General features: G+C 66.3%; 22 protein-coding genes. 12 read left to right on the forward strand and 10 right to left on the reverse strand.

Annotated features, from left to right (window positions below):
* Positions 1-95 precede the first annotated feature (95 nt).
* Positions 96-1,076 (forward strand): DUF2272 domain-containing protein, encoded by a 981-nt coding sequence (locus ACUXVE_RS17990; protein ID WP_222390040.1) that lies wholly within the window; start codon positions 96-98, stop codon positions 1,074-1,076.
* Between the two features lie 69 nt (positions 1,077-1,145).
* Complete coding sequence (locus ACUXVE_RS17995; protein WP_093817823.1) at positions 1,146-1,496, forward strand: DUF3301 domain-containing protein; 351 nt, start codon at positions 1,146-1,148, stop codon at positions 1,494-1,496.
* Between the two features lie 37 nt (positions 1,497-1,533).
* Here the strand turns inward: ACUXVE_RS17995 and ACUXVE_RS18000 are convergent, their stop codons facing one another.
* The 7 genes from ACUXVE_RS18000 to ACUXVE_RS18030 form a co-directional block, all read right to left on the reverse strand.
* Complete coding sequence (locus ACUXVE_RS18000; RefSeq protein ID WP_025875278.1) at positions 1,534-1,989, reverse strand: ClpXP protease specificity-enhancing factor; 456 nt, start codon at positions 1,987-1,989, stop codon at positions 1,534-1,536.
* Between the two features lie 84 nt (positions 1,990-2,073).
* Positions 2,074-2,709: a glutathione S-transferase N-terminal domain-containing protein gene (locus ACUXVE_RS18005; protein WP_025875280.1), complete on the reverse strand. Its 636-nt coding sequence runs from the start codon at positions 2,707-2,709 to the stop codon at positions 2,074-2,076.
* 134 nt (positions 2,710-2,843) lie between these two features.
* Positions 2,844-3,593 carry a cytochrome c1 gene (locus ACUXVE_RS18010; protein ID WP_025875282.1) on the reverse strand — a complete coding sequence of 250 codons (750 nt, stop codon included), beginning with the start codon at positions 3,591-3,593 and terminating at the stop codon, positions 2,844-2,846.
* Positions 3,586-4,845 carry a cytochrome b gene (locus tag ACUXVE_RS18015; RefSeq protein ID WP_093817821.1) on the reverse strand — a complete coding sequence of 420 codons (1,260 nt, stop codon included), beginning with the start codon at positions 4,843-4,845 and terminating at the stop codon, positions 3,586-3,588. The genes ACUXVE_RS18010 and ACUXVE_RS18015 overlap by 8 nt, the downstream gene beginning before the upstream one ends.
* On the reverse strand, positions 4,845-5,465 hold the full coding sequence (gene petA, locus ACUXVE_RS18020; RefSeq protein WP_025875286.1) for a ubiquinol-cytochrome c reductase iron-sulfur subunit: 621 nt from the start codon (positions 5,463-5,465) through the stop codon (positions 4,845-4,847). The genes ACUXVE_RS18015 and petA overlap by 1 nt, the downstream gene beginning before the upstream one ends.
* Before the next feature lie 194 nt (positions 5,466-5,659).
* Positions 5,660-6,598, reverse strand: coding sequence for a lytic transglycosylase domain-containing protein (locus ACUXVE_RS18025; RefSeq protein ID WP_093817820.1), 939 nt, complete (start codon positions 6,596-6,598; stop codon positions 5,660-5,662).
* Positions 6,599-6,644: 46 nt separating this feature from the next.
* Positions 6,645-7,613, reverse strand: a complete 969-nt coding sequence (locus ACUXVE_RS18030) for a helix-turn-helix transcriptional regulator (RefSeq protein WP_445514902.1) — start codon at positions 7,611-7,613, stop codon at positions 6,645-6,647.
* Between the two features lie 80 nt (positions 7,614-7,693).
* On the opposite strand from ACUXVE_RS18030, the gene ACUXVE_RS18035 reads away from it, so the two are divergent.
* Together ACUXVE_RS18035 and miaB are read left to right on the forward strand one after the other, a co-directional pair.
* A complete protein-coding gene (locus ACUXVE_RS18035; RefSeq protein ID WP_093817818.1) occupies positions 7,694-8,314 on the forward strand; it encodes a glutathione S-transferase family protein in 621 nt (206 codons plus the stop codon).
* Between the two features lie 159 nt (positions 8,315-8,473).
* Entirely contained in the window at positions 8,474-9,892 is a 1,419-nt protein-coding gene (miaB, locus tag ACUXVE_RS18040) for a tRNA (N6-isopentenyl adenosine(37)-C2)-methylthiotransferase MiaB (protein ID WP_222390044.1), read from the forward strand.
* A 92-nt stretch (positions 9,893-9,984) separates the two neighbouring features.
* Here miaB and ACUXVE_RS18045 read toward each other — a convergent pair whose 3' ends face one another.
* The 3 genes from ACUXVE_RS18045 to ACUXVE_RS18055 are packed head-to-tail and all read right to left on the reverse strand — an operon-like array spanning position 9,985 to position 12,994.
* Positions 9,985-11,097, reverse strand: a complete 1,113-nt coding sequence (locus ACUXVE_RS18045) for an ABC transporter permease (protein ID WP_445514903.1) — start codon at positions 11,095-11,097, stop codon at positions 9,985-9,987.
* Entirely contained in the window at positions 11,094-12,017 is a 924-nt protein-coding gene (locus tag ACUXVE_RS18050) for an ABC transporter ATP-binding protein (protein WP_445514904.1), read from the reverse strand. The genes ACUXVE_RS18045 and ACUXVE_RS18050 overlap by 4 nt, the downstream gene beginning before the upstream one ends.
* 20 nt (positions 12,018-12,037) lie before the next feature.
* Positions 12,038-12,994: an HlyD family secretion protein gene (locus ACUXVE_RS18055; RefSeq protein WP_445514905.1), complete on the reverse strand. Its 957-nt coding sequence runs from the start codon at positions 12,992-12,994 to the stop codon at positions 12,038-12,040.
* A gap of 364 nt (positions 12,995-13,358) precedes the next feature.
* On the opposite strand from ACUXVE_RS18055, the gene ACUXVE_RS18060 reads away from it, so the two are divergent.
* The 8 genes from ACUXVE_RS18060 to ACUXVE_RS18095 all read left to right on the forward strand — a co-directional run bounded on the left by ACUXVE_RS18060 (position 13,359) and on the right by ACUXVE_RS18095 (position 20,304).
* Positions 13,359-14,342, forward strand: a complete 984-nt coding sequence (locus ACUXVE_RS18060) for a PhoH family protein (RefSeq protein WP_445514906.1) — start codon at positions 13,359-13,361, stop codon at positions 14,340-14,342.
* Between the two features lie 38 nt (positions 14,343-14,380).
* A complete protein-coding gene (locus ACUXVE_RS18065; RefSeq protein ID WP_261311934.1) occupies positions 14,381-15,247 on the forward strand; it encodes a hypothetical protein in 867 nt (288 codons plus the stop codon).
* A 56-nt stretch (positions 15,248-15,303) separates the two neighbouring features.
* Entirely contained in the window at positions 15,304-15,789 is a 486-nt protein-coding gene (ybeY, locus tag ACUXVE_RS18070; RefSeq protein ID WP_093817812.1) for an rRNA maturation RNase YbeY, read from the forward strand.
* Positions 15,790-15,836: 47 nt separating this feature from the next.
* On the forward strand, positions 15,837-16,445 hold the full coding sequence (locus ACUXVE_RS18075) for a hypothetical protein (RefSeq protein ID WP_445514907.1): 609 nt from the start codon (positions 15,837-15,839) through the stop codon (positions 16,443-16,445).
* 79 nt (positions 16,446-16,524) lie between these two features.
* Positions 16,525-17,079, forward strand: a complete 555-nt coding sequence (locus ACUXVE_RS18080) for a hypothetical protein (RefSeq protein ID WP_222390047.1) — start codon at positions 16,525-16,527, stop codon at positions 17,077-17,079.
* A 64-nt stretch (positions 17,080-17,143) separates the two neighbouring features.
* Positions 17,144-18,025 (forward strand): HlyC/CorC family transporter, encoded by an 882-nt coding sequence (locus tag ACUXVE_RS18085; RefSeq protein WP_033830752.1) that lies wholly within the window; start codon positions 17,144-17,146, stop codon positions 18,023-18,025.
* Positions 18,022-19,263: a lipoprotein N-acyltransferase Lnb domain-containing protein gene (locus tag ACUXVE_RS18090; protein ID WP_093817810.1), complete on the forward strand. Its 1,242-nt coding sequence runs from the start codon at positions 18,022-18,024 to the stop codon at positions 19,261-19,263. Before ACUXVE_RS18085 ends, ACUXVE_RS18090 begins: the two co-directional genes overlap by 4 nt.
* 6 nt (positions 19,264-19,269) lie before the next feature.
* Positions 19,270-20,304 carry a magnesium and cobalt transport protein CorA gene (locus tag ACUXVE_RS18095; RefSeq protein ID WP_222390048.1) on the forward strand — a complete coding sequence of 345 codons (1,035 nt, stop codon included), beginning with the start codon at positions 19,270-19,272 and terminating at the stop codon, positions 20,302-20,304.
* Positions 20,305-20,570: the final 266 nt, after the last annotated feature.

Genomic DNA, 20,570 nt, shown 5'->3' on the forward strand with positions numbered 1-20,570 from the left:
GTGATGTTGCCGGCCAGCGGCCGGCACCACCGCTCTCACACCCGGCGTTCACAACGGCGCTGCGACGCTGCGGCCATCCCCCACAGGAGCCGCGCATGCGCCGGATGCTCTTGCCTGCCTGCCTGCTGCTGGCGGCGACGCCTTTCTCGGCCGCCGCTGTCGAAGCCTGCGATGTCCCACCGCGTTTCGGCCTGAGCCCATTGGCGGTCGCCATCCGCAACACCGCCTGCAACGAGCATCGGCTCTGGTATCGCCCCTTCATCGACCGTGACGGCCGCGCCGCCAGCCTCAGTGTCACCGAGGCCGAAGGCGATCATCTGGCCGACAACGGCCTGATCGCCTGGCAACGGGTCACCAGCTACTGGCGCGAAAGCGGCACGCTCAACGCACTGGGCAGCCAGCCCGGCGCCAGCAGCTGCCTGGCGCCGCTGGGCACGCGTTACACCGACAGCGACTGCCGCGCCTTCCTGATCGACAATCCGTGGTCGGCGGCCTTCATTTCCTGGGTGATGGTGCGTGCCGGCGTACCTGGCTTCAATACTTCCCCACGCCATATCGACTATATCCGCGCCGCCTACCAGGCAGGCCCTTCCGGCGTGCCCTACCGCCTGGTGGACCCGGCCACCGCCAAGCCTGCGCCGGGCGATCTGCTGTGCTTCCTGCGCGACCGCAGCAGCACGCTCAGTTACAGCGGATTGGTGCAGGCCCTGGGCAACGGCTCGGTCGGCCATTGGAAATCGCATTGCGAAGTGGTGGTGGCGGCCAACCTCGGTGGCGACCAGACGCTTTACCTGGTGGGTGGCAATGTCATGAACACCGTGGCGATGCGCCTGCTGCAACTGGATCGCACCGGCACGATCAAGCTGCCGCCGCCGCGCGAGCGCGACACCACCGGCATCGACCCGACCTGCACGCCGGGCCGCGAGGACGAATGCAGCTTCAACCGGCAGGATTGGGCCGCGTTGCTTCAGTTGAATGCCACTGCGCCGCAGCTTGCACCGCTTCCAACAGTGATTCCCGCTGCACCGTCACCGGTGCCGCCGCAGCAGTCGGTGGAGCCTGGCAGCGTTCGCTGAGCACATGCCGCTTGATCCGGTCGCCATTCGTCGCCATCTTTGGCGGATCGACACCTGACGGCTGACGCTATGCCCACCCTGCTGTTGCTGCTGATTGCCGGCGGTATCGTCTACTTCTTCTGGAACGCAGCGCGTTCGGCCGCCGAACGTGCGATCGAGCTGGGCCGCAACGCCTGCCGTGCCGCCGATGTGCAGTGGCTGGACCAGGCGGTGCACGCCACGGGCCTGCGCCTGTCGCGCGGGGAAGACGGACGCCTCGGCTTCGAACGCACCTTCAAGTTCGAGTATTCGTACGACGGCATCGATCGCCATGTCGGCCGCATGGTGCTGCGCGGCGACCAGTTGGTTTCCTTTACCGGCCCGGGCGCGGCACGGATCAGCCAGATCCGTGCGGACAACGAAGAGGCCGAGGATGTGTAGGGGCTGAAGGTGTGCCGACCAACGGTCGGCCCCACCATTACTTGACCACGCGCAGCGTCGGACGGCCTTTCGGCGGCGGACCAGCGGGCGGCGTGTCGTCCGGCGGCGTCTGCTCATCGTCGTGCAGCAGCTCATCACTGGCCGGCGCCGGCTCGCCACCGGGAATGTCATCCGGCAGTGCCATGCCCTGCCCGGTTTCGCGGGCATATACCGCCAGTACGGCGCTGATCGGCACCTGCACCGGATAGCTGGTGCCGGAGAAGCGCGCCGAGAAGCTCACCGACTCGTTGTCGATCACCAGCCGTACCACCGCGCGTTCGGCGATGTTGAGCACCACCCGGCCATCCTTGATGGCTGAAGGCGGAACCTGTACGCCGGGAACGCCGGCGTCGACCAGGATGTGCGGCGTCAGCTGGTTGTCATTGATCCATTCCACCAGGGCCCGCAACAGGTACGGTCGGTGGCTGGTCATGTGGAAGAAGTCTTCGGTCATGCGTGAAGTGTAGCGCCCGACGCCCCGGCCGGGGCGGATCGCCTGCACGCCGGTCGGCGTGCAGACGGGAAAGCGGATGGCGGATCAGCCCGGGAGATCGCGCAGTTTCTTTTCCTGATCGGTCAGGCTGCGGACGAAACCGGGGTGGCGGAAGATCCGGTTGCCGTAGTCCTCGATCGCCTTGCCGTCCTTCGGCAGCGGTACATCCAGCGACTGCAGGCGCCAGATGATCGGGGCCATCGCGCAGTCGGCCAGGCTCATTTCCGGGTTGAGGAAGAACTTGCTGGCCTTGAACAACGGCAGCGAGGCCGTCAAAAGTTCCTTCAGCCGCTTGCGCCCTGCCTCGGCCTGGGTCTTGTTGCCCAGCTGGATGGCCTGCACCTGCGGCACCCAGTCGTGCTCGATACGCAGCATGGCCAGGCGGATGCGCGCGCGCGACAGCGGGTCGACCGGCATCAGCGGCGGATGCGGATAGCGCTCGTCCAGATACTCGCTGACCACCGACGCGGCATACAGCACCAGCTCGCGCTCGACCAGGGTCGGCACCGAGTGGTACGGATTGAGATCGATCAGATCTTCCGGCGGGTTCTGTGGATCCACCGGTACGAAGTCGAAACTCACGCCCTTGGCCGCCAGCACCAGGCGCACACGGTGGCACAGTACATCGTCGTTCGAGGAAAACAGCGTCAGTGTATTGCGCATGCGTACGCTCGCCGCCATCAAAGGCTCTCCTACGACAGGAGACCGCCTGCCGTATCGGCGCCGCCAGCACCGTGCTGACGGTCGACTCCTCCCCGAGTGTGCAACCGACCATCACAAAAGCCAATAGGCCCGTTGCGATGGCCGGCCCTGGATCAGTGCACGTCCTTCCAGTATTCCTTCTTCAACAGGTACACCAGGAAGGTCAGCAGGGCCAGGAACAGGATCACCCAGACACCGAGCTGCTGCCGCTTCAGCGCGGCCGGCTCGCCGGCGTATTCAAGGAAGTTGGTGATGTCGCGCACGGCCTGGTCGTACTGCGCCGCATCGACCGAACCCGGGCTTTCGATGCGCAGGCCCGTCACCGGCGGGTCCATGCCCGCTGCTTCGGCCTTGCCATGTACCGCATGCTGCAGGCCCTGCATCTCCCACAACGGATTGGGCATGGATGCGTTGGCGAACAGCGCATTGTTCCAGCCCAGCGGGCGGCTGCTGTCCAGGTAGAACGACTTCAGGTAGGTGTAGATCCAGTCGCTGCCGCGCACCCGGGAAATCAGGCTCAGGTCCGGCGGCATCTTGCCGAACCACTTTTCGGCCTGCTCCTTGGGCATCGCCACCGGCACCGGATCGCCGATCGCCGAGCCGGTGAAGTTGAGGTTGTTCATCACCTCTTCCTCGCTCAGCCCCAGGTCCTCGCCCATCCGCGAATAGCGCAGGTACTTCAGTGCATGACAGCCACTGCAGTAGTTCATGTACAACTGGGCGCCGCGCTGCAGCGACGCCCGGTCACCCAGGTCGTTACCGGCCTGCAGGAGCTTGGTGCCGCCCTCGGCGGCCATGGCCAGGGTACTGCCCAGCATCAGGGCGGCCGCCAGGGCCAGCCGGACCATCCAGCGCTCAGTCATGCGTGGTCACCCTTTCCGGTACCGGCTTGGTCTTGTCCAGCCTTGTCCATACCGGCATGGTGATGAAGAAGGCGAAGTACAGGAAGGTCAGCACCCGCCCGACATAGGTCTCGTGTGCATCGGTGCCCGGACCGGAGCCGATCACGCCGAGCCAGACGAAACACACTGCAAACACCCCCAGCAGCACCCGCGAGAGCGCGCCGCGGTAGCGGTAGGACTTGACCTTGGCCCGGTCCAGCCAGGGCACCAGGAACAGGATGGCGATGGCCGAGAACATCACGATCACGCCACCCAGTTTGTTCGGCACCACCCGCAACATCGCGTAGTACGGCGTGTAGTACCAGACCGGCTTGATGTGCTCGGGGGTGACCAGGCGATTGGCTTCGGTGAAGTTGTCGTGTTCCAGGAACAGGCCACCGAAGGCCGGTGCGAAGAAGATGATGAAGGCCGCGATGATCAGCAGGAAGCCCGCACCGACGCCGTCCTTGAGTGTGTAGTAGGGATGGAACGGGATGCCATCGGTCGGCGCGTTCGGTGACCAGCGGTTGCCCTTCGGGCCCTTCTTGATCTCCACGCCATCGGGATTGTTCGATCCCACTTCATGCAGCGCGCCCAGGTGCAGCACCACCAGCAGCAGCAGGACCAGCGGCAGCGCGATCACGTGCAGTGCGAAGAACCGGTTGAGCGTGGCGTCGCTGGGCAGGTAATCGCCCATGATCCATTCGGTCAGGCCGTTGCCGATCACCGGAATGGCGCCGAACAGCGAGATGATCACCTTGGCGCCCCAGAACGACATCTGGCCCCACGGCAGCACGTAGCCCATGAAGGCTTCGGCCATCAACACCAGGTAGATCAGCATGCCCAGGATCCACACCAGTTCACGTGGCTTCTGGTAGCTGCCATACAGCAGCCCGCGGAACATGTGCAGGTAGACCACGATGAAGAACAGCGAGGCACCGGTGGAGTGCATGTAGCGGATCAGCCAGCCCCACTCCACGTCACGCATGATGTATTCGATGGAGGCGAATGCTTCAGCGGCATTCGTCTTGTAGTGCATGGTCAGGAAGATGCCGGTGACGATCTGGTTGACCAGCACCAGCAGCGCCAGCGAGCCGAAGTAGTACCAGATGTTGAAGTTCTTCGGCGCGTAGTACTCGCTGACGTGCTTGCGGTAGATCGGCATCAACCCAGGCGCGCGGGCATTGACCCAGTCGGCCACGCCGGTGGCGGTACGGCTGAGGATGTTGGACATCAGGCAGCCCCCTGCGGATCGACACCGATGATGATGGTGTTGTCGTCCTGGTAGTGGTGCGCGGGCACCTTCAGGTTGATGGGTGCGGGCACGTCCTTGAAGACGCGGCCGGACATGTCGAAGCGCGACTTGTGGCAGGGGCAGAAATAGCCGCCCTTCCACTGCGGATCGTAGGGCTCGGGGCGGATTTCACCGACCATTTCCGGCGAACAGCCCAAGTGCGTGCAGAGACCCACCAGCACCGAGATCTCGGGCTTGATCGAGCGCAGCTCCGGGTTCTGCTTGAGCACGTACTCCGGCTGCTGGTCCTTCTCGCCGGACTCGGGGTCCTTCAAGCGGCCATCCAGCCCATGCAGCGCGTCAAGGATCGCCTTGGATCGTTTGACGATCCAGATCGGCTGGCCACGCCATTCCACGATCAGGCGTTGGCCTTCCTGCAGGGCGCTGATGTCGGCCACCACCGGTGCGCCGGCAAGCTTGGCGCGGGCACTGGGGTTCCAGGATTTGATGAAAGGAACTGCGGTGAATCCGACGCCGACAGCGCCCACCACGGCTGTGGTGGCAGTAAGAAAACGCCGACGTCCGGTGTTGACTGGATCGTGTACCCCATCGTTGGCCATCCGGCACTCCGATATTGATTAGGTAGCTTTAAGGCTGCCAGCGGTTCCGGTGGGGGCCAGAGCCGCATTGAATCTCGGTCGAGTGTAGCGGAACCGTCGCGCGCCACACAACGCATTGCAACAACTCTTTCAGATCCGTGCCGACTGACAGTCGGCACCTACCTGTCGAAGGTGTGCCGACAAACGATCGGCACCTACTGCTTGGTCAGGGCCGTGCGATAGCGCTCGGCCAACTGGCCGACCCGGCGCACGTAATACTGGGTCTCGCTGTAGGGCGGCACGCCGCGATGGCGATCGACCGCGCCCTCGCCCGCGTTGTAGCCGGCAGCGGCCAGGGTCAGGTCTCCATTGAAACGCTTCAACAGCCAGGCCAGATACTGCACCCCGCCACGGATGTTCTGCCCCGCGTCGTAGGAATCGCTGACGCCGAAGCGCGCGGCGGTGGGCGGCATCAGCTGCATCAGGCCTTGGGCGCCGGCACGGCTGAGTGCGGTCGGGTTGTAGGCCGACTCGGCATGGATGATCGCGCGTACCACGGCCTCTTCCACCCCGAATTCGCGTGCGGCCGAGGTGATCTCGCTCTGGAAGGCCGTGGTGTTCAGGCGCACGCTGCCGAAATCGACGCGCGGATTGACCCCACAGGCGTAGCAGCGCTCCATGAAACTGTAGCGGATGGTCCGCACCGGGCCGAGGTTGGCGACCTGGGTCGGGCGTGCGCTGGTGTAGTGGCGCACCCCGTCCTGCATGTACGAATAGACCTGTCCGCTGACCATCCTGCCGCCGCGTGGACTGGCCGGCGTAGAGGTCGTTGCGGGTGCCGGGGTCGCTGCGACAGCGGGACTGGCCGCAGCGGCGGCGACCGCGACCGGATTACGCTCAGCGCTGGCCACCACTGCAGCAGGTGCCGCAGGTGCTGGTAGCGGCGCCGGCGCCGGCGTGGCAACGGGAGCGCGTGCTGCCCTGCCCGCGCTGCGGGTGTAGCTGATGGTGCTGCATTGGGCACCGGCCACCCGCTTGCTGACATAGCTGGTGACACCGTCGGCGCCGAGGCACTTGTACAGGGTACCGGCGCTGGCCGGCGCAGCGGTCAGCGCAGCGATGATGATCGCCGTTATCCCCAGTCTCCCCTTCATGGCCGCGAGTGTCCCAGCTTCGCTGCGGCTTGCCAAGGGCGCCGGCTCAGACCGTGACGGCGGGCACGGCCAGGACCTGGCCAAGCCCGGCCAGGCGCTGGGCCAGCTCCTCGCGCAGCTCGGCCGGCGTGGTCCACACCGCCACCGGCAGGCGATCCAGGCTGAGGATCTGCGCCAGAATCATGCCGCGGCTCTCCGCGCCCATCCGCAACAGGCAATGTTCTGGCCCGTCGGCCTCCAGCACACCGCACCAGGGCGGAATGCACCCGGTCAGCTCCGCTTCGCTGCCGGCCAGGCGCAGGACGGCCTGCAGCGCGAACGGCGCCTGGCTGACCGCCTGCCGCACCATCACATCCGGTGGCGCCGGAGTGCGCCGATGCAGGCCGGGCTCTGGCAGCGAACGCACTGCGCCCATCCGGTCCACGCGCAGCGTGCGCCAGTCCTGCCGCCCCAGGTCCCAGGCCAGCAGATACCAGCGCCGTCCGTAGTTGACCAGGTGCTGGGCCTCGACTTCGCGTTGCGTCACCGCGTCCTGCGCGCTGCGGTATTCGAAGGCCAGCCGCGCGGCCTGCCGGCAATGCTGGGCCAGTCGCCCGAGCAGGCGCGCGTCGGTGGACGGCAGGTCGGACAGGGTTGCGGTCGCGGCATGTACTTCGCCGGCCTGCTGGCGGCGACGCGCCGGCACCAGCGGGTCGAGCTTGGACAGCAGGCCGCGTGCGGTGTCGTCGATGCCGGACACCGTGGCCGACGCCGCGCGCAGGGCAATCGCCAGTGTGGTGGCCTCCTCCTCATCCAGCAGCATCGGCAGCACCGGCGCACCGGCGCCCAGCCGGTAGCCGCCACCTACACCGGCCGAGGCCTGTACCGGATACCCCAGCTCACGCAGGCGCTCGACATCGCGACGGATGCTGCGCCGGTCCACGCCCATGCGCTCGGCCAGCTCGGCGCCGGACCAGTGACGGCGGGCCTGCAGCAGGGAAATCAGGCGAAGCAGGCGATGGGCGGTATGGCGCATGACGGATCGCGGACAGAAGTCGTCCGCAATTGTGCCCCAGCATGGGCCCCACTTCACCACCACCTGCAGGGAGCAATGCCATGACGTCACGCCAGATCACCCTCTACCACGCCGCCCGTTCACGCTCGAGCGGCGCTGTCGCCCTGCTCGAAGCGCTGGGCGCCGACTACCGCATGCAGGTGCTGGACCTGAAGGCCGGTGCCAACCTGGCCCCGGCCTATCTGGCTATCAACCCGATGGGCAAGGTGCCGGCAATCGTCCACAACGGCGCCCTGGTGACCGAGCAGGTGGCGATCTATCTGTACCTGGCCGACCTGTACCCGGAAGCCGGGCTGGCACCGCCGATCGGCGACGCCCTGCGCGGCCCTTACCTGCGCTGGATGGCCTTCTATGGCGCCTGTTTCGAGCCGGCGATGATCGACAAGGCGATGCGCCGCGATCCGCCGCCGCATGCGATGTCGCCCTATAACGATGCCGATACGGTGCTGCAGGTGATCGAAGCGCAGCTGGCGCAGGGACCGTACCTGCTGGGCGAGGTGATGAGTGCCGCCGACGTGCTGTGGGGCAATGCATTGGCTTGGACCAGTGCGTTCGGCCTGGTGCAGCCGGCACCGGCGACGGCCGCCTACATCGCACGGATGAGTGCTCTGACCGCGTTCGACCGCTCGCGGCAGATCGATGCGGAGCTGGTCGCGGCGTAAGGCACCCGGCCCGGCGCTGCCGAACGGCACGGGATGCAGGCAGCGCGGGGCCATGCCCCGCGAGCGCGCAGCGTGGCGCCGCTGCCGTTGCGCCGGGCGCATGCCCTGGGATGCGGGTAGAATCGCCCCCTTTCCCGCCACCCGAATGGATTAAGCGCCATGAACGGGACGCCAGACGTCTTTCCGCCCACCACCCAGGGCGGCACCCCGCTCGTTGCCCTGCCCTCTGGTCCGCGCAAGCCTGACCAGGTGAAGGGCAAGCTGTACATCAAGACCCACGGTTGCCAGATGAACGAGTACGACTCGGCCAAGATGGCCGACGTGCTCGCCGCCAGCGATGGCCTGGAACTGACCGATCGCCCGGAGGACGCAGACGTCATCCTGGTCAATACCTGCTCGATCCGCGAAAAGGCGCAGGAGAAGGTGTTCAGTCAGCTGGGCATCTGGAAGAGCCTGAAGAACCAGGGCCGCGAGGTCATCATCGGCGTCGGCGGTTGCGTGGCGTCGCAGGAAGGCGAGGCGATCATCAAGCGCGCGCCATTCGTCGACCTGGTGTTCGGCCCACAGACACTGCATCGCCTGCCGGAGCTGATCCGCGCCCGTCGCGAGCAGCAGCGCCCGCAGGTGGACATCAGCTTCCCGGAAATCGAGAAGTTCGATCGCATGCCCGAACCGCGTGCTGATGGCGCGTCGGCATTCGTATCGATCATGGAAGGCTGCTCCAAGTACTGTTCGTTCTGCGTGGTGCCCTACACGCGTGGTACCGAAGTCAGCCGCCCGTTCGAGGACGTGGTGGTGGAAGTGGCACAGCTTGCGGCACAGGGCGTGCGCGAGATCAACCTGCTCGGCCAGAACGTCAACGCCTACCGTGGTCCCTATGGTGACGGCGAGCTCGCCGACCTGGGCCTGCTGATCCGCACCATCGCCGAGATCGACGGCATCGGCCGCATCCGCTTCACCACATCGCACCCGCTGGAGTTCAGCGATTCGCTGGTCGACGCGTTCCGCGATGTACCGCAGTTGGCCAACTTCCTGCACCTGCCGGTGCAGGCAGGCAGCGACCGCGTGCTGTCAGCGATGAAGCGCGGTTACACCGCACTGGAATTCAAGTCGAAGATCCGCAAGCTGCGTGCGGTGCGCCCCGACATCTCGATCAGTTCGGACTTCATCGTCGGTTTTCCCGGCGAGACGGATGCTGATTTCGAGAAGACCATGAAGCTGATCGAGGACATCGGCTTCGACCACAGCTTCTCCTTCATCTATTCGCGTCGCCCGGGCACGCCGGCTGCAGACCTGGAAGACACGATCAGCGACGCGGAAAAGCATGCGCGCCTGTCGCGGCTGCAGGAACGGATCAACGCGCATGCCGCGCAGATCTCCGAAAAGATGGTCGGCAGCGTACAGACCGTGCTGGTGGAAGGCCCTTCGCGCAAGAACCCGAACGAACTGACCGGCAAGACCGAGAACATGCGTTCGGTGAACTTCCCGGCGCACCCGCGCCTGATCGGCCAGTTCGTGGACGTGGTGATCACCGAAGCGTTGACCAACTCGCTGCGCGGGCGCGTCGTGACGGAATAAGGTGTGCGACCAACGGTCGGCACCCACCGCAATTGATGCCGGCCAGCGGTCGGCACCTACCGGGGTGGATGCCGACCGTTGGTCGGCATGCTTCAATCCAGACGTTTGCGGAAGCGCAGGATGGCCAGGGTCATCATCGCCACGATGAACACCAGCAGCGCCAGCGCGTCCGGCCACAGCTCCCACAGCGAAGCCCCGCGCAGCATGATGCCGCGTACCAGGCGCAGGAAATGGGTCAGCGGCAATACTTCAGCCAGCCATTGCACCGGCCGGGGCATGCCGGCGAACGGGAACATGAAGCCCGACAGCAGGATGGAGGGCAGGAACAGGAACAGGGTCATCTGCATGGCCTGGAACTGCGAACGCGCCCGCGTTGAAATCAACAGGCCCAGTGCCAGGTTGGCCAGCACCAGCAGCACGGCGGCCAGATAGACATCAACCAGACTGCCGCGGACAGGGACCTCGAACAACCACGTGCCCAGCAGCAGCACCAGGGTGGTCTGCAGCAGACCGATCGCTGCGTATGGCAATACCTTGCCGACCATCAGTTCGCTGCGCGATACCGGCGTGGCGATCAGCAGCTCCATGTTGCCGCGTTCGCGCTCGCGTACCACCGCCACTGCAGTGAACATCACCAGGGTCATGGTCAGGATCACTCCGATCAGGCCGGGCACGATGTTCACCGCAGACCGTCGTTGCGGGTTGTAGAAGCTGATGACGCTTACCGGCCCGCTGGCGATGCTGCCTTCGCGCAGCGGCCGCGTGTTGCTGGTCGGGCGCGTGTCCAGCGGCACCTGCGCCAACTGGATCGCCGCACTCTGCACCACCGTGTCGCTGCCATCGACCAGTACCTGCACCGCTTCGCGGCCTTCGTAGCGGCGTCGTTCGAAATCGGCGGGAATCACGATGCCCACGCTGATCCTGCCCCGTCGCAACGCCTCCATCAGCTGGTCGGGCGTATAGGCCTGTGCGCGCGGGGCGATCACACCGGTGGCGACCATGTCCTGCACCAGCGCGCGCGACGCCGCACTGTTGGCCTGGTCGGCGATGCCGGCATCCAGGTGCCGCAGGTTGAGGTTGATCGCATAGCCGAACAGCAGCAGCTGCATCACCGGGATGCCGATGATCATCGCCAGGGTGATCCGGTCGCGGCGCAGCTGGCGCAGCTCCTTGAGCATGATCGCCCACAGCCGTCGCAGGCTCATGCCGCCGGCTCCCGGCCACGGCCACGGGTAGCGGAAACGAAGACGTCTTCCAGGTTGGGCGCCACCGGCTCGATCCTGGCCTGCGGATCGGCGGCGGCAAGGGCTTGCGCCAGCACGGCGGTATCGACCGCACCCTCGCTGCACAGCACACGCAGCTCGGTGCCGATCTGCGCCACGCTGAGCACGCCCGGCAACGCCGCCAGCGCACGACTGGCCTGCCGGGGTTGCGCGGTGGTGACGGCCAGGGTGCGGCCCTGCAGCTGCGCGCACAGTTCGGCCGGCGTGCCATCGGCTACCAGGGCACCCCGATCGAGGATCGCCAAGCGGTGGCAGCGTTCGGCCTCGTCCATGTAGTGGGTGGACACCAGCACCGTGGTGCCGGCATCGGCGAGTTCGAACAGCGCTTCCCAGAAATCGCGGCGCGACTCGGGATCGACCGCACTGGTCGGCTCATCCAGGAACAGCAGTTCCGGCGCATGGATTACCGCACCGGCCAGCGCCAGCCGCTGCTTCTGCCCCCCGCTGAGGGTGCCGGCCAACTGCACCTGGCGGTCCTGCAGGCGGTATTGCTGCAGCAGCGCATCGATCCGTTGCCGCGCCTGCGCGCGTGGCAGATCCTGGATGGCGGCAAGGAATTCCAGGTTCTCCCGCACCGACAGGTCTTCGTACAACGAGAAACGCTGGGTCATGTAGCCGATGCGACGGCGCAACGCTTCGGCCTGCGCCGGGATCGCCAGCCCCAGCACGTCGATCTCGCCCGCGCTCGGCTCAAGCAGCCCGCACAGCATGCGGATGGTGGTCGATTTGCCCGAGCCGTTCGGGCCGAGGAAGCCGTATACCTGCCCACGCGGCACCTGCAGATCAACGTTGTCCACCGCCAGCAGGTCGCCGAATCGGCGACTCAGGCCCCGCGCACGCACAGCGATGTCATCGACCGGATTCAGAAACGCACCTGCACCGGCAGCCCGGCGGGCAGCGCCTGCATGTCGGCACTGTCGTCGATCTCGATCTCGGCCAGGTAGCTCAGGCGCGAGACGTCATCACCAGTCAACGCGTAATAGGGGGTAAAGGAAGGTTCGCTGCGGATCGACCGCACATGCCCTTTCAATACGGTGTTGGCGCCGTCCAGCTGCACCAGCGCGGCCTGCCCGACCTTCACCTGCAGGCGCAACGGCTGCGGCAGGTACACGCGCGCATGCGGCCGTTCGCCCACCAGCATCACCACCAACGGTGCACCGATCGGTGCCTGGTCGCCTTGCCTGTAGGGCAACGCATCGACCACGCCATCGCGCGGCGCGTGCAGCTGCAGCTTCTGCAGGTTGACGGCCTGGACGACCTCCTGTGCCAGCGTCGCCCTGGAGGCGGCCTGGCCCTGGGCGATGTCCTCACGACGGTTGCCGCGCTGCAGCTGCAGCCATGCCTGTTCGGCAGCACGCACGCTGGCCACGGCGTTGTCGGCGGCCGCGCGGGCCCGGTCCAGATCAGCGGCAGCCACCAACCGCTGACGGGCCAGCGGTTGCACCCGGCGGTAGTAAGCGGTGGCTTCCGCCGCCTGCGCGCGCAGCGCGGTGAGCTGTGCCTGGGCCTGGGCGATCTGCTCCGGACGCGGGCCCACCTGCAGCTCCTCGAGTTGTGCCTGCGCGCGGGCCGTTTCGGCCTGTGCGGCGTCGAGCTGGGCTGCGCCACGGACAGGGTCCAGGCGCATCAGCAGCGCGCCCGCCTTGACCGCCTGCCCCTCGCGCACGTCAACGGTACTGATCACTTCAGCCGCCGGTGCGGGCACGCTGATCCGGTCCCATTCAAGCGTACCCAGTGCTGCTGGCGGTGCTTCGCCGCAGCTCGCCAGCAGGCAGCTGCCCAGCAACCCCATCCTGCGCACCCACGTGACCACGGCCATGCGCCACCTCCTGCGATGGCGCCACGGTGCCATGCTCCCTGTGCACCCGCAATGATCCAGATCAGCGCTGGCCAATAATTGATCAGTCGCTGCCAACGCCACTGCCGCAAGGCTCGCTGCCACCTATCCACAGGTTCGTGGCAACACCGTCCACACCGCATGTGGAAAACCCAGCAGCCACTGGCACAATTTTCACCACGGCATCATCTTCCTTGTGGCACAGGCCCTGCGAAGATCTATCCACAGGTTTCTTCGGCGCCGGTCCACACCCGGTGTGGAGAACTGTCGTCATGCCGGCTTGCGCGTTACCCTTGTCGTCCCTGACGCCATCGCGGTGGACGGCGACCCCGCCCCACCCCAAGCAATGAAAAGCATCGAGCATCGAGACTTCACCCTGTCGCCGGAAGACAACGCGCAGCTGGCCAACCTGTGCGGCCCGTTCGACGGCCACCTTCGCCAGATCGAACTGAAGCTTGGCGTGGAAATCGCCAACCGCGGCTTCGTGTTCCGCATCAGCGGCCCGGCCGAGGCCAGCGCCGAGGCGCAGAACCTGATCGAGGCGCTTTACGAAGAAGCCGCCGAAACCACCTTCGACAACCACGCCATTCACCTGCGGCTGAACGCGGCCAACATCGAACAGATCGCCGACCGCTCCTACGAAGCGCAGGACGTGGCGATCAAGGTCAAGCGCGGAACCGTGCGCGGGCGGGGTTCCAACCAGAGCCGCTACCTGCACCAGATCGCCAGCCACGACATCAACTTCGGCATCGGCCCGGCCGGTACCGGCAAGACCTTCCTGGCCGTGGCCAGCGCGGTGGAAGCACTGAACGAATCACGCGTGCAGCGCCTGATCCTGGTGCGTCCGGCGGTCGAGGCCGGCGAGAAGCTGGGCTTCCTGCCCGGCGACCTCAGCCAGAAGGTCGACCCGTACCTGCGCCCGCTGTACGACGCCCTGTATGAAATGCTGGGCGTGGAAAAGGTGCTCAAGCTTCTGGAAAAGAACGTCATCGAGATCGCGCCGCTGGCCTACATGCGCGGCCGCACGCTCAACGATGCGTTCGTGATCCTGGACGAAGCGCAGAACACCACCATCGAACAGATGAAGATGTTCCTGACCCGCCTGGGCTTCGGTTCCACCGCCGTGGTCACCGGCGACCTGACCCAGACCGACCTACCCAAGCATGTGAAGTCCGGCCTGCGCGATGCGATCGACGTGCTGCGCGACGTGGAGGGCGTCAGCTTCACCTTCTTCGAAGCCCGCGACGTGGTCCGCCACCCGCTGGTGGCGCGCATCGTCAGCGCCTACGACCGCCGCGACCTGCACCAGATCCAACCTGGAGCGGAATGACACTACACTGCGGGCTCCTGTGCACATAAGGACGTGTCATGGTTCGCCCGGGTCTGCTGCTGTCGTTGTGCCTGCTGGCCCTCGGGCCGGTCCCTGCACTCGCCGCTTCCCCGCCTGCCGCCGAAGCGCGGGCGTATGTTGAATCCAGCTATGTGATTGCTCCCTACCAGGTGGAGGATTTCACGCTCGTACGCAGCAGTTACAACCCGGACGACCGATTGGCGGGGGCCGGGTTCAGTTACCGCAGCCGCCTGCACCCAGAGGCGGCGATCAGTGTTTTCGTGTATCCGGCGGGCCGATTGGACCCGCAGGTTGCCGTGGACCGCGGCATGCAGGCCTTGCAGGCGGACCTCAGGCAGGCGGTTGCGTCCGGCATCTACGCGGACCTGCAGGAGCTGGGACAGGAGCCCTTCCCGCTGTCGGCCGAGGCAGTTCCTGCGAAAGGTGCCAATGACATCGACGCGGCGGTGATCCAGGCCATTGCCAAGGCCGAGCAGGTTCGAGGCGAGAAGCTGCGCCTGGGCCTGCTGCAGGTGTCCAGCAACCAGCCGCTGCATTCCAATGGCTATCTGTTCTACAAACAGCTGCATTTCTTCAAGCTGCGCATCTCGGCCAACCAGTCCGTCCTCCCGCGCGAGGCATTCGATGTCCTCGCTGATCGCGCCACGCGCGGCCTGATCCCGGCGCTGGAAGTGGCCAACGTAGGCGGCTGTGCCAACGCCACCCTGTATGTGGATCCCGATGCAGCGCCGGAGCAGGGGGCAATCCAGTTGGCCAGACAGGTGACGCTGCAGAACGGCTACAACTGCCACGCATCGACCGGCGATGCCGATATCCAGGGGCGTGCGGCCAAGGCGTCGGTGATCGAAATCGCCTACGAAGCCGGCGACTGGAAGTCGCAGTGAACGGCGACACGCGCGATACTGTGACCTCCTGTTCGATCTGAAATGCCGGTGTTGCCATGACCAAGGGTCCCGTCCGCCTCGATGTAGCCGTCAACTACGCCCTGCCCCGTGCCGGGCTGCCCTCGGCCGTCAGCTTCCGCAAGTGGGTGGCGGCGGCGCTGAAGGGCCGGATCCGCGAGGCCGACCTGGCCATCCGCGTGGTCGACAGCAAGGAAGGGCAGTCGTTGAACCGGCACTACCGGGGCAAGGACTACGCCACCAACGTGCTGAGCTTCCCGGCCGACGTGCCGGAGGGCCTGCCCAAGGGCGTCAAGTTCCCGCTGCTGGGTGACCTGGTGATCTGCGCACCGGTGGTGGCGCGTGAAGCCGAGGAGCAGGGCAAGGTGCTCAACGCCCACTACGCGCACCTGACCGTGCACGGCGTGCTGCACCTGCTCGGCTGGGACCACGAGGACGACAAGGAAGCCGAGGCGATGGAACAGCTGGAGCGCGAGATCCTGGCCGAGCTTGGCATCGACGACCCGTACGCGGGCGAGCGCTGACGCCGGGCCCGGTCCCGGCCCACGCACTCACGGAGGAGGAGCGCAGCATGACCCTGCCTGCACTGTTGCTTGCCGCGCTGCTGCAGACCGGGGCAGGCCTGATGCCCGATCCTGACCAACCCTCGCCCTTCCCCGCCAGCGACAGCGAGGCCGACATCAGCGCAAAGGTCGCCGAACTACGAGCGTTCTTCGGCAGCAGCGAGCAGGAAACCCGCGACACCGTCGCCACCGCCCAGCAACGGGCGCTGATCGAGCGCCTGGAAGCCCGGCATGCGGCGCGGCTGGCGGGTATCTGGGTGGACAACGATCCGGGCTGGCACGTCGTGGTGCGACTGACCGGTGATGAACCGGTAGCAGATGAGGTACATGGCGGCGCAGATGGCCCGCAGCATGTGCACTTCCGCACCGGCGCTGCGCTGACGGAGGCGGAGATGCAGCGCCGCATGCGGGCGCAACACCCCTGGATCCGCAGTCAGATCCCGCACCTGGACGCTCTGGCGTTGGACGTCAGAACCGGCGAGCTGGTGCTGGATGTGGAAGAGGGCCACGAGGCCCGGGCAACGGTGACCACCGTTCGTGATCACCTGGAAGCGCAATTGGGCTTCCCGGTCAGGGTCCGCTGGCAGCCCGCCTCCAGTCAACGGTACCCACCCTGACCCACGCTCCCTGCTCGCCGCCCGCCTGCATCGTCGTTACCATGCACTGCTTCCATCCTGCCGACGGGGTGCTCCCGCCATGTCACCGCTGCGTCTCCTGCCCATGTTGCTGGTCGTCGCCCCAACCGCTTCCGCCGCGCCGCTGGACCTGCCTGCCCTGATCGAATGCCGCCAGGGCGTGGCCGAGCACGCCGCACTGGCACCGCTGCTGGCCGATCCGCTGAAGGCCGTGGCGCATGGCCTGCAGCCGCTGCCGCAGGGCAACCAGTTCATGAGCGAGTACCGGCTGGCCAGCCCGATCACCGTGTTCGGCCAGCAGACCGAGCGTGTGGCCGTGGCCGGCGCCAGCATCATGGCCGTGCTCGACCAGGCGGACCCGCGGCCGTTGGCCAGGCAGCTGGCCCTGGAGATCGGCTATGACCAGGACGGCAAGTTCATGGCCGGGCGCGAGCTGGTCAGCCGCGATGTGACCGACCCGAAGACCGGGGAGGCGCAGATCGAGTCGATCATCCTCAGCGTATCCACCGTCGCCAGCCACCCGGGCAGGACCCTGGCCGGCTGCACCTACAGCCTGGACCTGCCGGCCGATGACGAGGGCCCGGCCGCCACCGCCCCGGCGGCCGACGGTCACTGACAGGCCCCCACATCCTGCTAGACTTGGGCCATCGCCCGGCCTGCCGGGTGCCTTTTTTCCAGAGATGTCAGAAGACGACAGTAGTAGCTCCTCCGTGGAGCACAGTGAAAAGAAGCGCGGCTGGCTTGAACGCCTGACGTCTGCTTTTTCCGGCGAACCCCACACCCGCGACGAGCTGGTCGCTGTCCTGCACACCGCGCAGGAAGAAGGGTTGATCGCCGCCGATACCCTGAAGATGATGGAAGGTGCCATTTCGGTGGCCGAGCTGACCGTGGGCGACGTGATGATCTCGCGTTCGCAGATGGTCTCGCTGCCGGTCGAGGCGCCCTTCCTGGAGCTGATGAAGCAGGTGGTCGAGTCCGGCCATTCGCGCTTCCCGGTGCATGGCGAGAACAAGGACGACATCCTCGGCGTGTTGCTGGCCAAGGACCTGCTGCGCGGCGTGGTTGCCGACAACGGTCCCGGCAACGTGCGTGAGCTGCTGCGCCCGGCGGTGCTGATTCCCGAAGCGAAGAAGCTCAACGTGCTGCTGAAGGAATTCCGCCTGTCGCGCAACCACATGGCGATCGTGGTGGACGAGTACGGCGGTGTCGCCGGGCTGGTCACCATCGAGGACGTGCTGGAGCAGATCGTCGGCGAGATCGACGACGAACACGACGAGGCCGAGGATTTCTCGGCGCAGATCGCCATCCAGGCCGATGGCCAGTACGTGGTGGATGCGCTCACGCCGATCGGCGATTTCAACGAGCGCTTCGGTGCAACCTTCTCCGATGAGGACTACGACACCATCGGTGGCCTGGTGACCGAAGCGGTGGGCCATCTGCCGGAAGTCGGTGACGAACTGGCGCTGGACCGCTTCATGTTCCGCGTAGCCCGCGCCGATGCGCGCCGGGTCCAGGCCTTCCATGTAACGGTGCTGGCACCGGACGCGCAGGACGACGCTTGAAGCACCGTGGCCTGATCCTGACGGTGTGGCTGGCACTTTGCGTGCTGGCCACGACCCTGCCACTGACCGCGTTCGCGCAGGCGGCGGCGCCGGCCGTTTCGACGGCCAGTGATGCCCCGGCCCCGCGCGTCGGCGTGGTCACCATGCAGCCCGGCACCGTGTTCTTCGAACGCTTCGGCCACGATGCCATCGTCGTGCTGGACCCGGTGAGCGGCGAGGCGATCTCGTACAACTTCGGCTACTTCGATCCGTCCGAACAGGATTTCATCGGCCGCTTCGTACGTGGCGACATGATGTACTACCTGGTGGCGCTGCCACTGCAGCAGGACCTGTCGTACTACGACGAGACCGGCCGCGGTGCCAGCGTGCAGTGGCTGGATATCACCCCTGACCAGGCGCGCTCGCTGGCCGCCGACCTGGCCGAACGGGCCAAGCCGGAAAACGCGCGCTACCACTACGATTACTACACCGCCAACTGCGCCACGATGGTGCGCGACACGCTCGACAAGGCTCTGGGCGGCGGCCTGCACTCGCAGCTGTCGGGCCGTTCGCGTGGCAACACCTATCGCAGCGAGTCGGTACGCCTGGCGTCCCCGGCCGCGTGGATGTGGCTGGGCTTCGATATCGGCCTGGGTCCGTTTGCCGACCAGCCGCTGTCGCGCTGGCAGGAAGCCTTCGTGCCGATGCGCCTGGCCGATGCCCTGCGGCAGGCCCGCAACAGCGACGGCCGCCCGCTCGTGCAGTCCGAGCAGGAACTGCTGCCGCACCGCATCGATCCCGAACCGAAGGAATTCGCGCGCCACTGGTGGCCGTGGCTGCTGTGTGGCCTGGTGATTGCGGTCGGCGTGCTGGCGCTGCGCAGGCGTACGCGCCTGCTGGCCGGCCTGGCCTTGCCGCTGTGGCTGCTGTGCACGATCGCCGGTGGCCTGCTGGTGTTCCTGTGGGGCTTCAGCACGCACTACGCTGCCTGGGCCAACCGCAACCTGCTGCTGCTGTCGCCGCTGTGCGTGCTGCTGTTGCCGGGGGCGATCAGCCTGCTGCGGCGGCGCGTGCCCGGCCGCATGTTCAGGATCGTGCTGTGGCTGGTGGCGGTGCAGGCCGTGGCTGCCCTGGTGCTGCACTGGCTGAGCCTGCAGGCGCAGTACAACGTGCAGTGGATCGTGCTGCTGCTGCCGGTCCACGCGGCGCTGGCCTGGGTGCTGGGGCGCCGTCCTCACTTGTCGGAAACGCAGCACTGACGCACGATGGCGGGCATGTCATTGCCCGCCCCACTGCCCGCCCCTGCTGCCGCCTCCGCCGCAGCCAATCCCACCTGCGTCATCAACTGCGTCCACTACGATGACGACGGCAAACGCCACGACATCAGCCTGGATGCCATCAGCGATGTCATCGCCAGCAACAATGGTTTCGTCTGGGTCGGCCTGTACGATCCGAACGAAGATGTACTGCTGAAGCTGCAGGAAGAATTCTGCCTGCACGACCTGGCCGTCGAGGATGCGCGCAACGCGCACCAGCGCCCCAAGGTGGAGGCCTACGGCAACTCGTTGTTCGTGGTGGTGACCACCGCGCAGATGGTTGACGAGCGCATCCAGTACGGCGAGACCCACGCCTTCCTCGGCCCACGGTTCCTGGTGACCGTGCGCCATGGCGCCTCGCTCTCGTACGCACCGGTGCGTGCGCGCGTGGAGCGCGAACCACAGCTGCTGAAAATGGGTCCTTCGTACTGCCTGTACGCCGTGGCCGACTTCGTGGTCGACAATTACCTGCCCATCACCAACCGCTTCCGCGACACCCTGGAACTGCTTGAGAAGGACATCTTTGCCGACAGCTACAAGCGCAGCACGGTGGTGCGCCTGTATGAGCTCAAGCGCGAGTTGAACAAGATGCGGATGGCGGTGGCGCCTCTGCAGGATGTACTGGCACAGCTGCGCCGCTACCAGGGCGAGCTGTTCCCGGACGAAGTGAAGCTGTATATCCGCGACGTGCACGACCACGCGGTACGCATCAGCGATGTCATCGACACGCTGCGCGAGATGCTGGGCACGGCCCTGAGCGTGAACCTGTCACTGGTGACGCTGGCCCAGGGTGAGACGGTGAAGCGGCTGGGTGCATGGGCCGCGCTGCTGGCCGCACCGACGCTGATCACCAGCTGGTATGGCATGAATTTCAGCCACATGCCGGAATTGAACCAGCCGTGGGCCTACCCGCTGATGATTGTCGCTGTCGGTGGCATCTGCATTGGCCTGTACCGGCTGTTCAAGCGGGTGAAGTGGCTGTAGGGCGTATCGACCAACGGTCGATACCCACCGGACCGGTAGGCCACGACCGTTGGTCGTGGCACATGACCTGCCTTGGGTAGTGCCGGCCGCTGGCCGGCAACACGGTCGATACCGACCGGACCGGTAGGCCACGACCGTTGGTCGTGGCACATGACCTGCCTTGGGTAGTGCCGGCCGCTGGTCGGCAACACGGTCGATACCCACCGGACCGGTAGGCCACGACCGTTGGTCGTGGCACATGACCTGCCTTGGGTAGTGCCGGCCGC

The organism is Stenotrophomonas sp. 3(2025), from assembly GCF_052665395.1.

Coding starts and splice junctions, on each gene's coding strand:
- ACUXVE_RS17990 (WP_222390040.1), top strand. CDS start 96: ATGCGCCGGATGCTCTTGCCTGCCTGCCTGCTGCTGGCGGCGACGCCT.
- ACUXVE_RS17995 (WP_093817823.1), top strand. CDS start 1,146: ATGCCCACCCTGCTGTTGCTGCTGATTGCCGGCGGTATCGTCTACTTC.
- ACUXVE_RS18000 (WP_025875278.1), bottom strand. CDS start 1,989: ATGACCGAAGACTTCTTCCACATGACCAGCCACCGACCGTACCTGTTG.
- ACUXVE_RS18005 (WP_025875280.1), bottom strand. CDS start 2,709: ATGGCGGCGAGCGTACGCATGCGCAATACACTGACGCTGTTTTCCTCG.
- ACUXVE_RS18010 (WP_025875282.1), bottom strand. CDS start 3,593: ATGACTGAGCGCTGGATGGTCCGGCTGGCCCTGGCGGCCGCCCTGATG.
- ACUXVE_RS18015 (WP_093817821.1), bottom strand. CDS start 4,845: ATGTCCAACATCCTCAGCCGTACCGCCACCGGCGTGGCCGACTGGGTC.
- petA (WP_025875286.1), bottom strand. CDS start 5,465: ATGGCCAACGATGGGGTACACGATCCAGTCAACACCGGACGTCGGCGT.
- ACUXVE_RS18025 (WP_093817820.1), bottom strand. CDS start 6,598: ATGAAGGGGAGACTGGGGATAACGGCGATCATCATCGCTGCGCTGACC.
- ACUXVE_RS18030 (WP_445514902.1), bottom strand. CDS start 7,613: ATGCGCCATACCGCCCATCGCCTGCTTCGCCTGATTTCCCTGCTGCAG.
- ACUXVE_RS18035 (WP_093817818.1), top strand. CDS start 7,694: ATGACGTCACGCCAGATCACCCTCTACCACGCCGCCCGTTCACGCTCG.
- miaB (WP_222390044.1), top strand. CDS start 8,474: ATGAACGGGACGCCAGACGTCTTTCCGCCCACCACCCAGGGCGGCACC.
- ACUXVE_RS18045 (WP_445514903.1), bottom strand. CDS start 11,097: ATGAGCCTGCGACGGCTGTGGGCGATCATGCTCAAGGAGCTGCGCCAG.
- ACUXVE_RS18055 (WP_445514905.1), bottom strand. CDS start 12,994: ATGGCCGTGGTCACGTGGGTGCGCAGGATGGGGTTGCTGGGCAGCTGC.
- ACUXVE_RS18060 (WP_445514906.1), top strand. CDS start 13,359: ATGAAAAGCATCGAGCATCGAGACTTCACCCTGTCGCCGGAAGACAAC.
- ACUXVE_RS18065 (WP_261311934.1), top strand. CDS start 14,381: ATGGTTCGCCCGGGTCTGCTGCTGTCGTTGTGCCTGCTGGCCCTCGGG.
- ybeY (WP_093817812.1), top strand. CDS start 15,304: ATGACCAAGGGTCCCGTCCGCCTCGATGTAGCCGTCAACTACGCCCTG.
- ACUXVE_RS18075 (WP_445514907.1), top strand. CDS start 15,837: ATGACCCTGCCTGCACTGTTGCTTGCCGCGCTGCTGCAGACCGGGGCA.
- ACUXVE_RS18080 (WP_222390047.1), top strand. CDS start 16,525: ATGTCACCGCTGCGTCTCCTGCCCATGTTGCTGGTCGTCGCCCCAACC.
- ACUXVE_RS18085 (WP_033830752.1), top strand. CDS start 17,144: ATGTCAGAAGACGACAGTAGTAGCTCCTCCGTGGAGCACAGTGAAAAG.
- ACUXVE_RS18095 (WP_222390048.1), top strand. CDS start 19,270: ATGGCGGGCATGTCATTGCCCGCCCCACTGCCCGCCCCTGCTGCCGCC.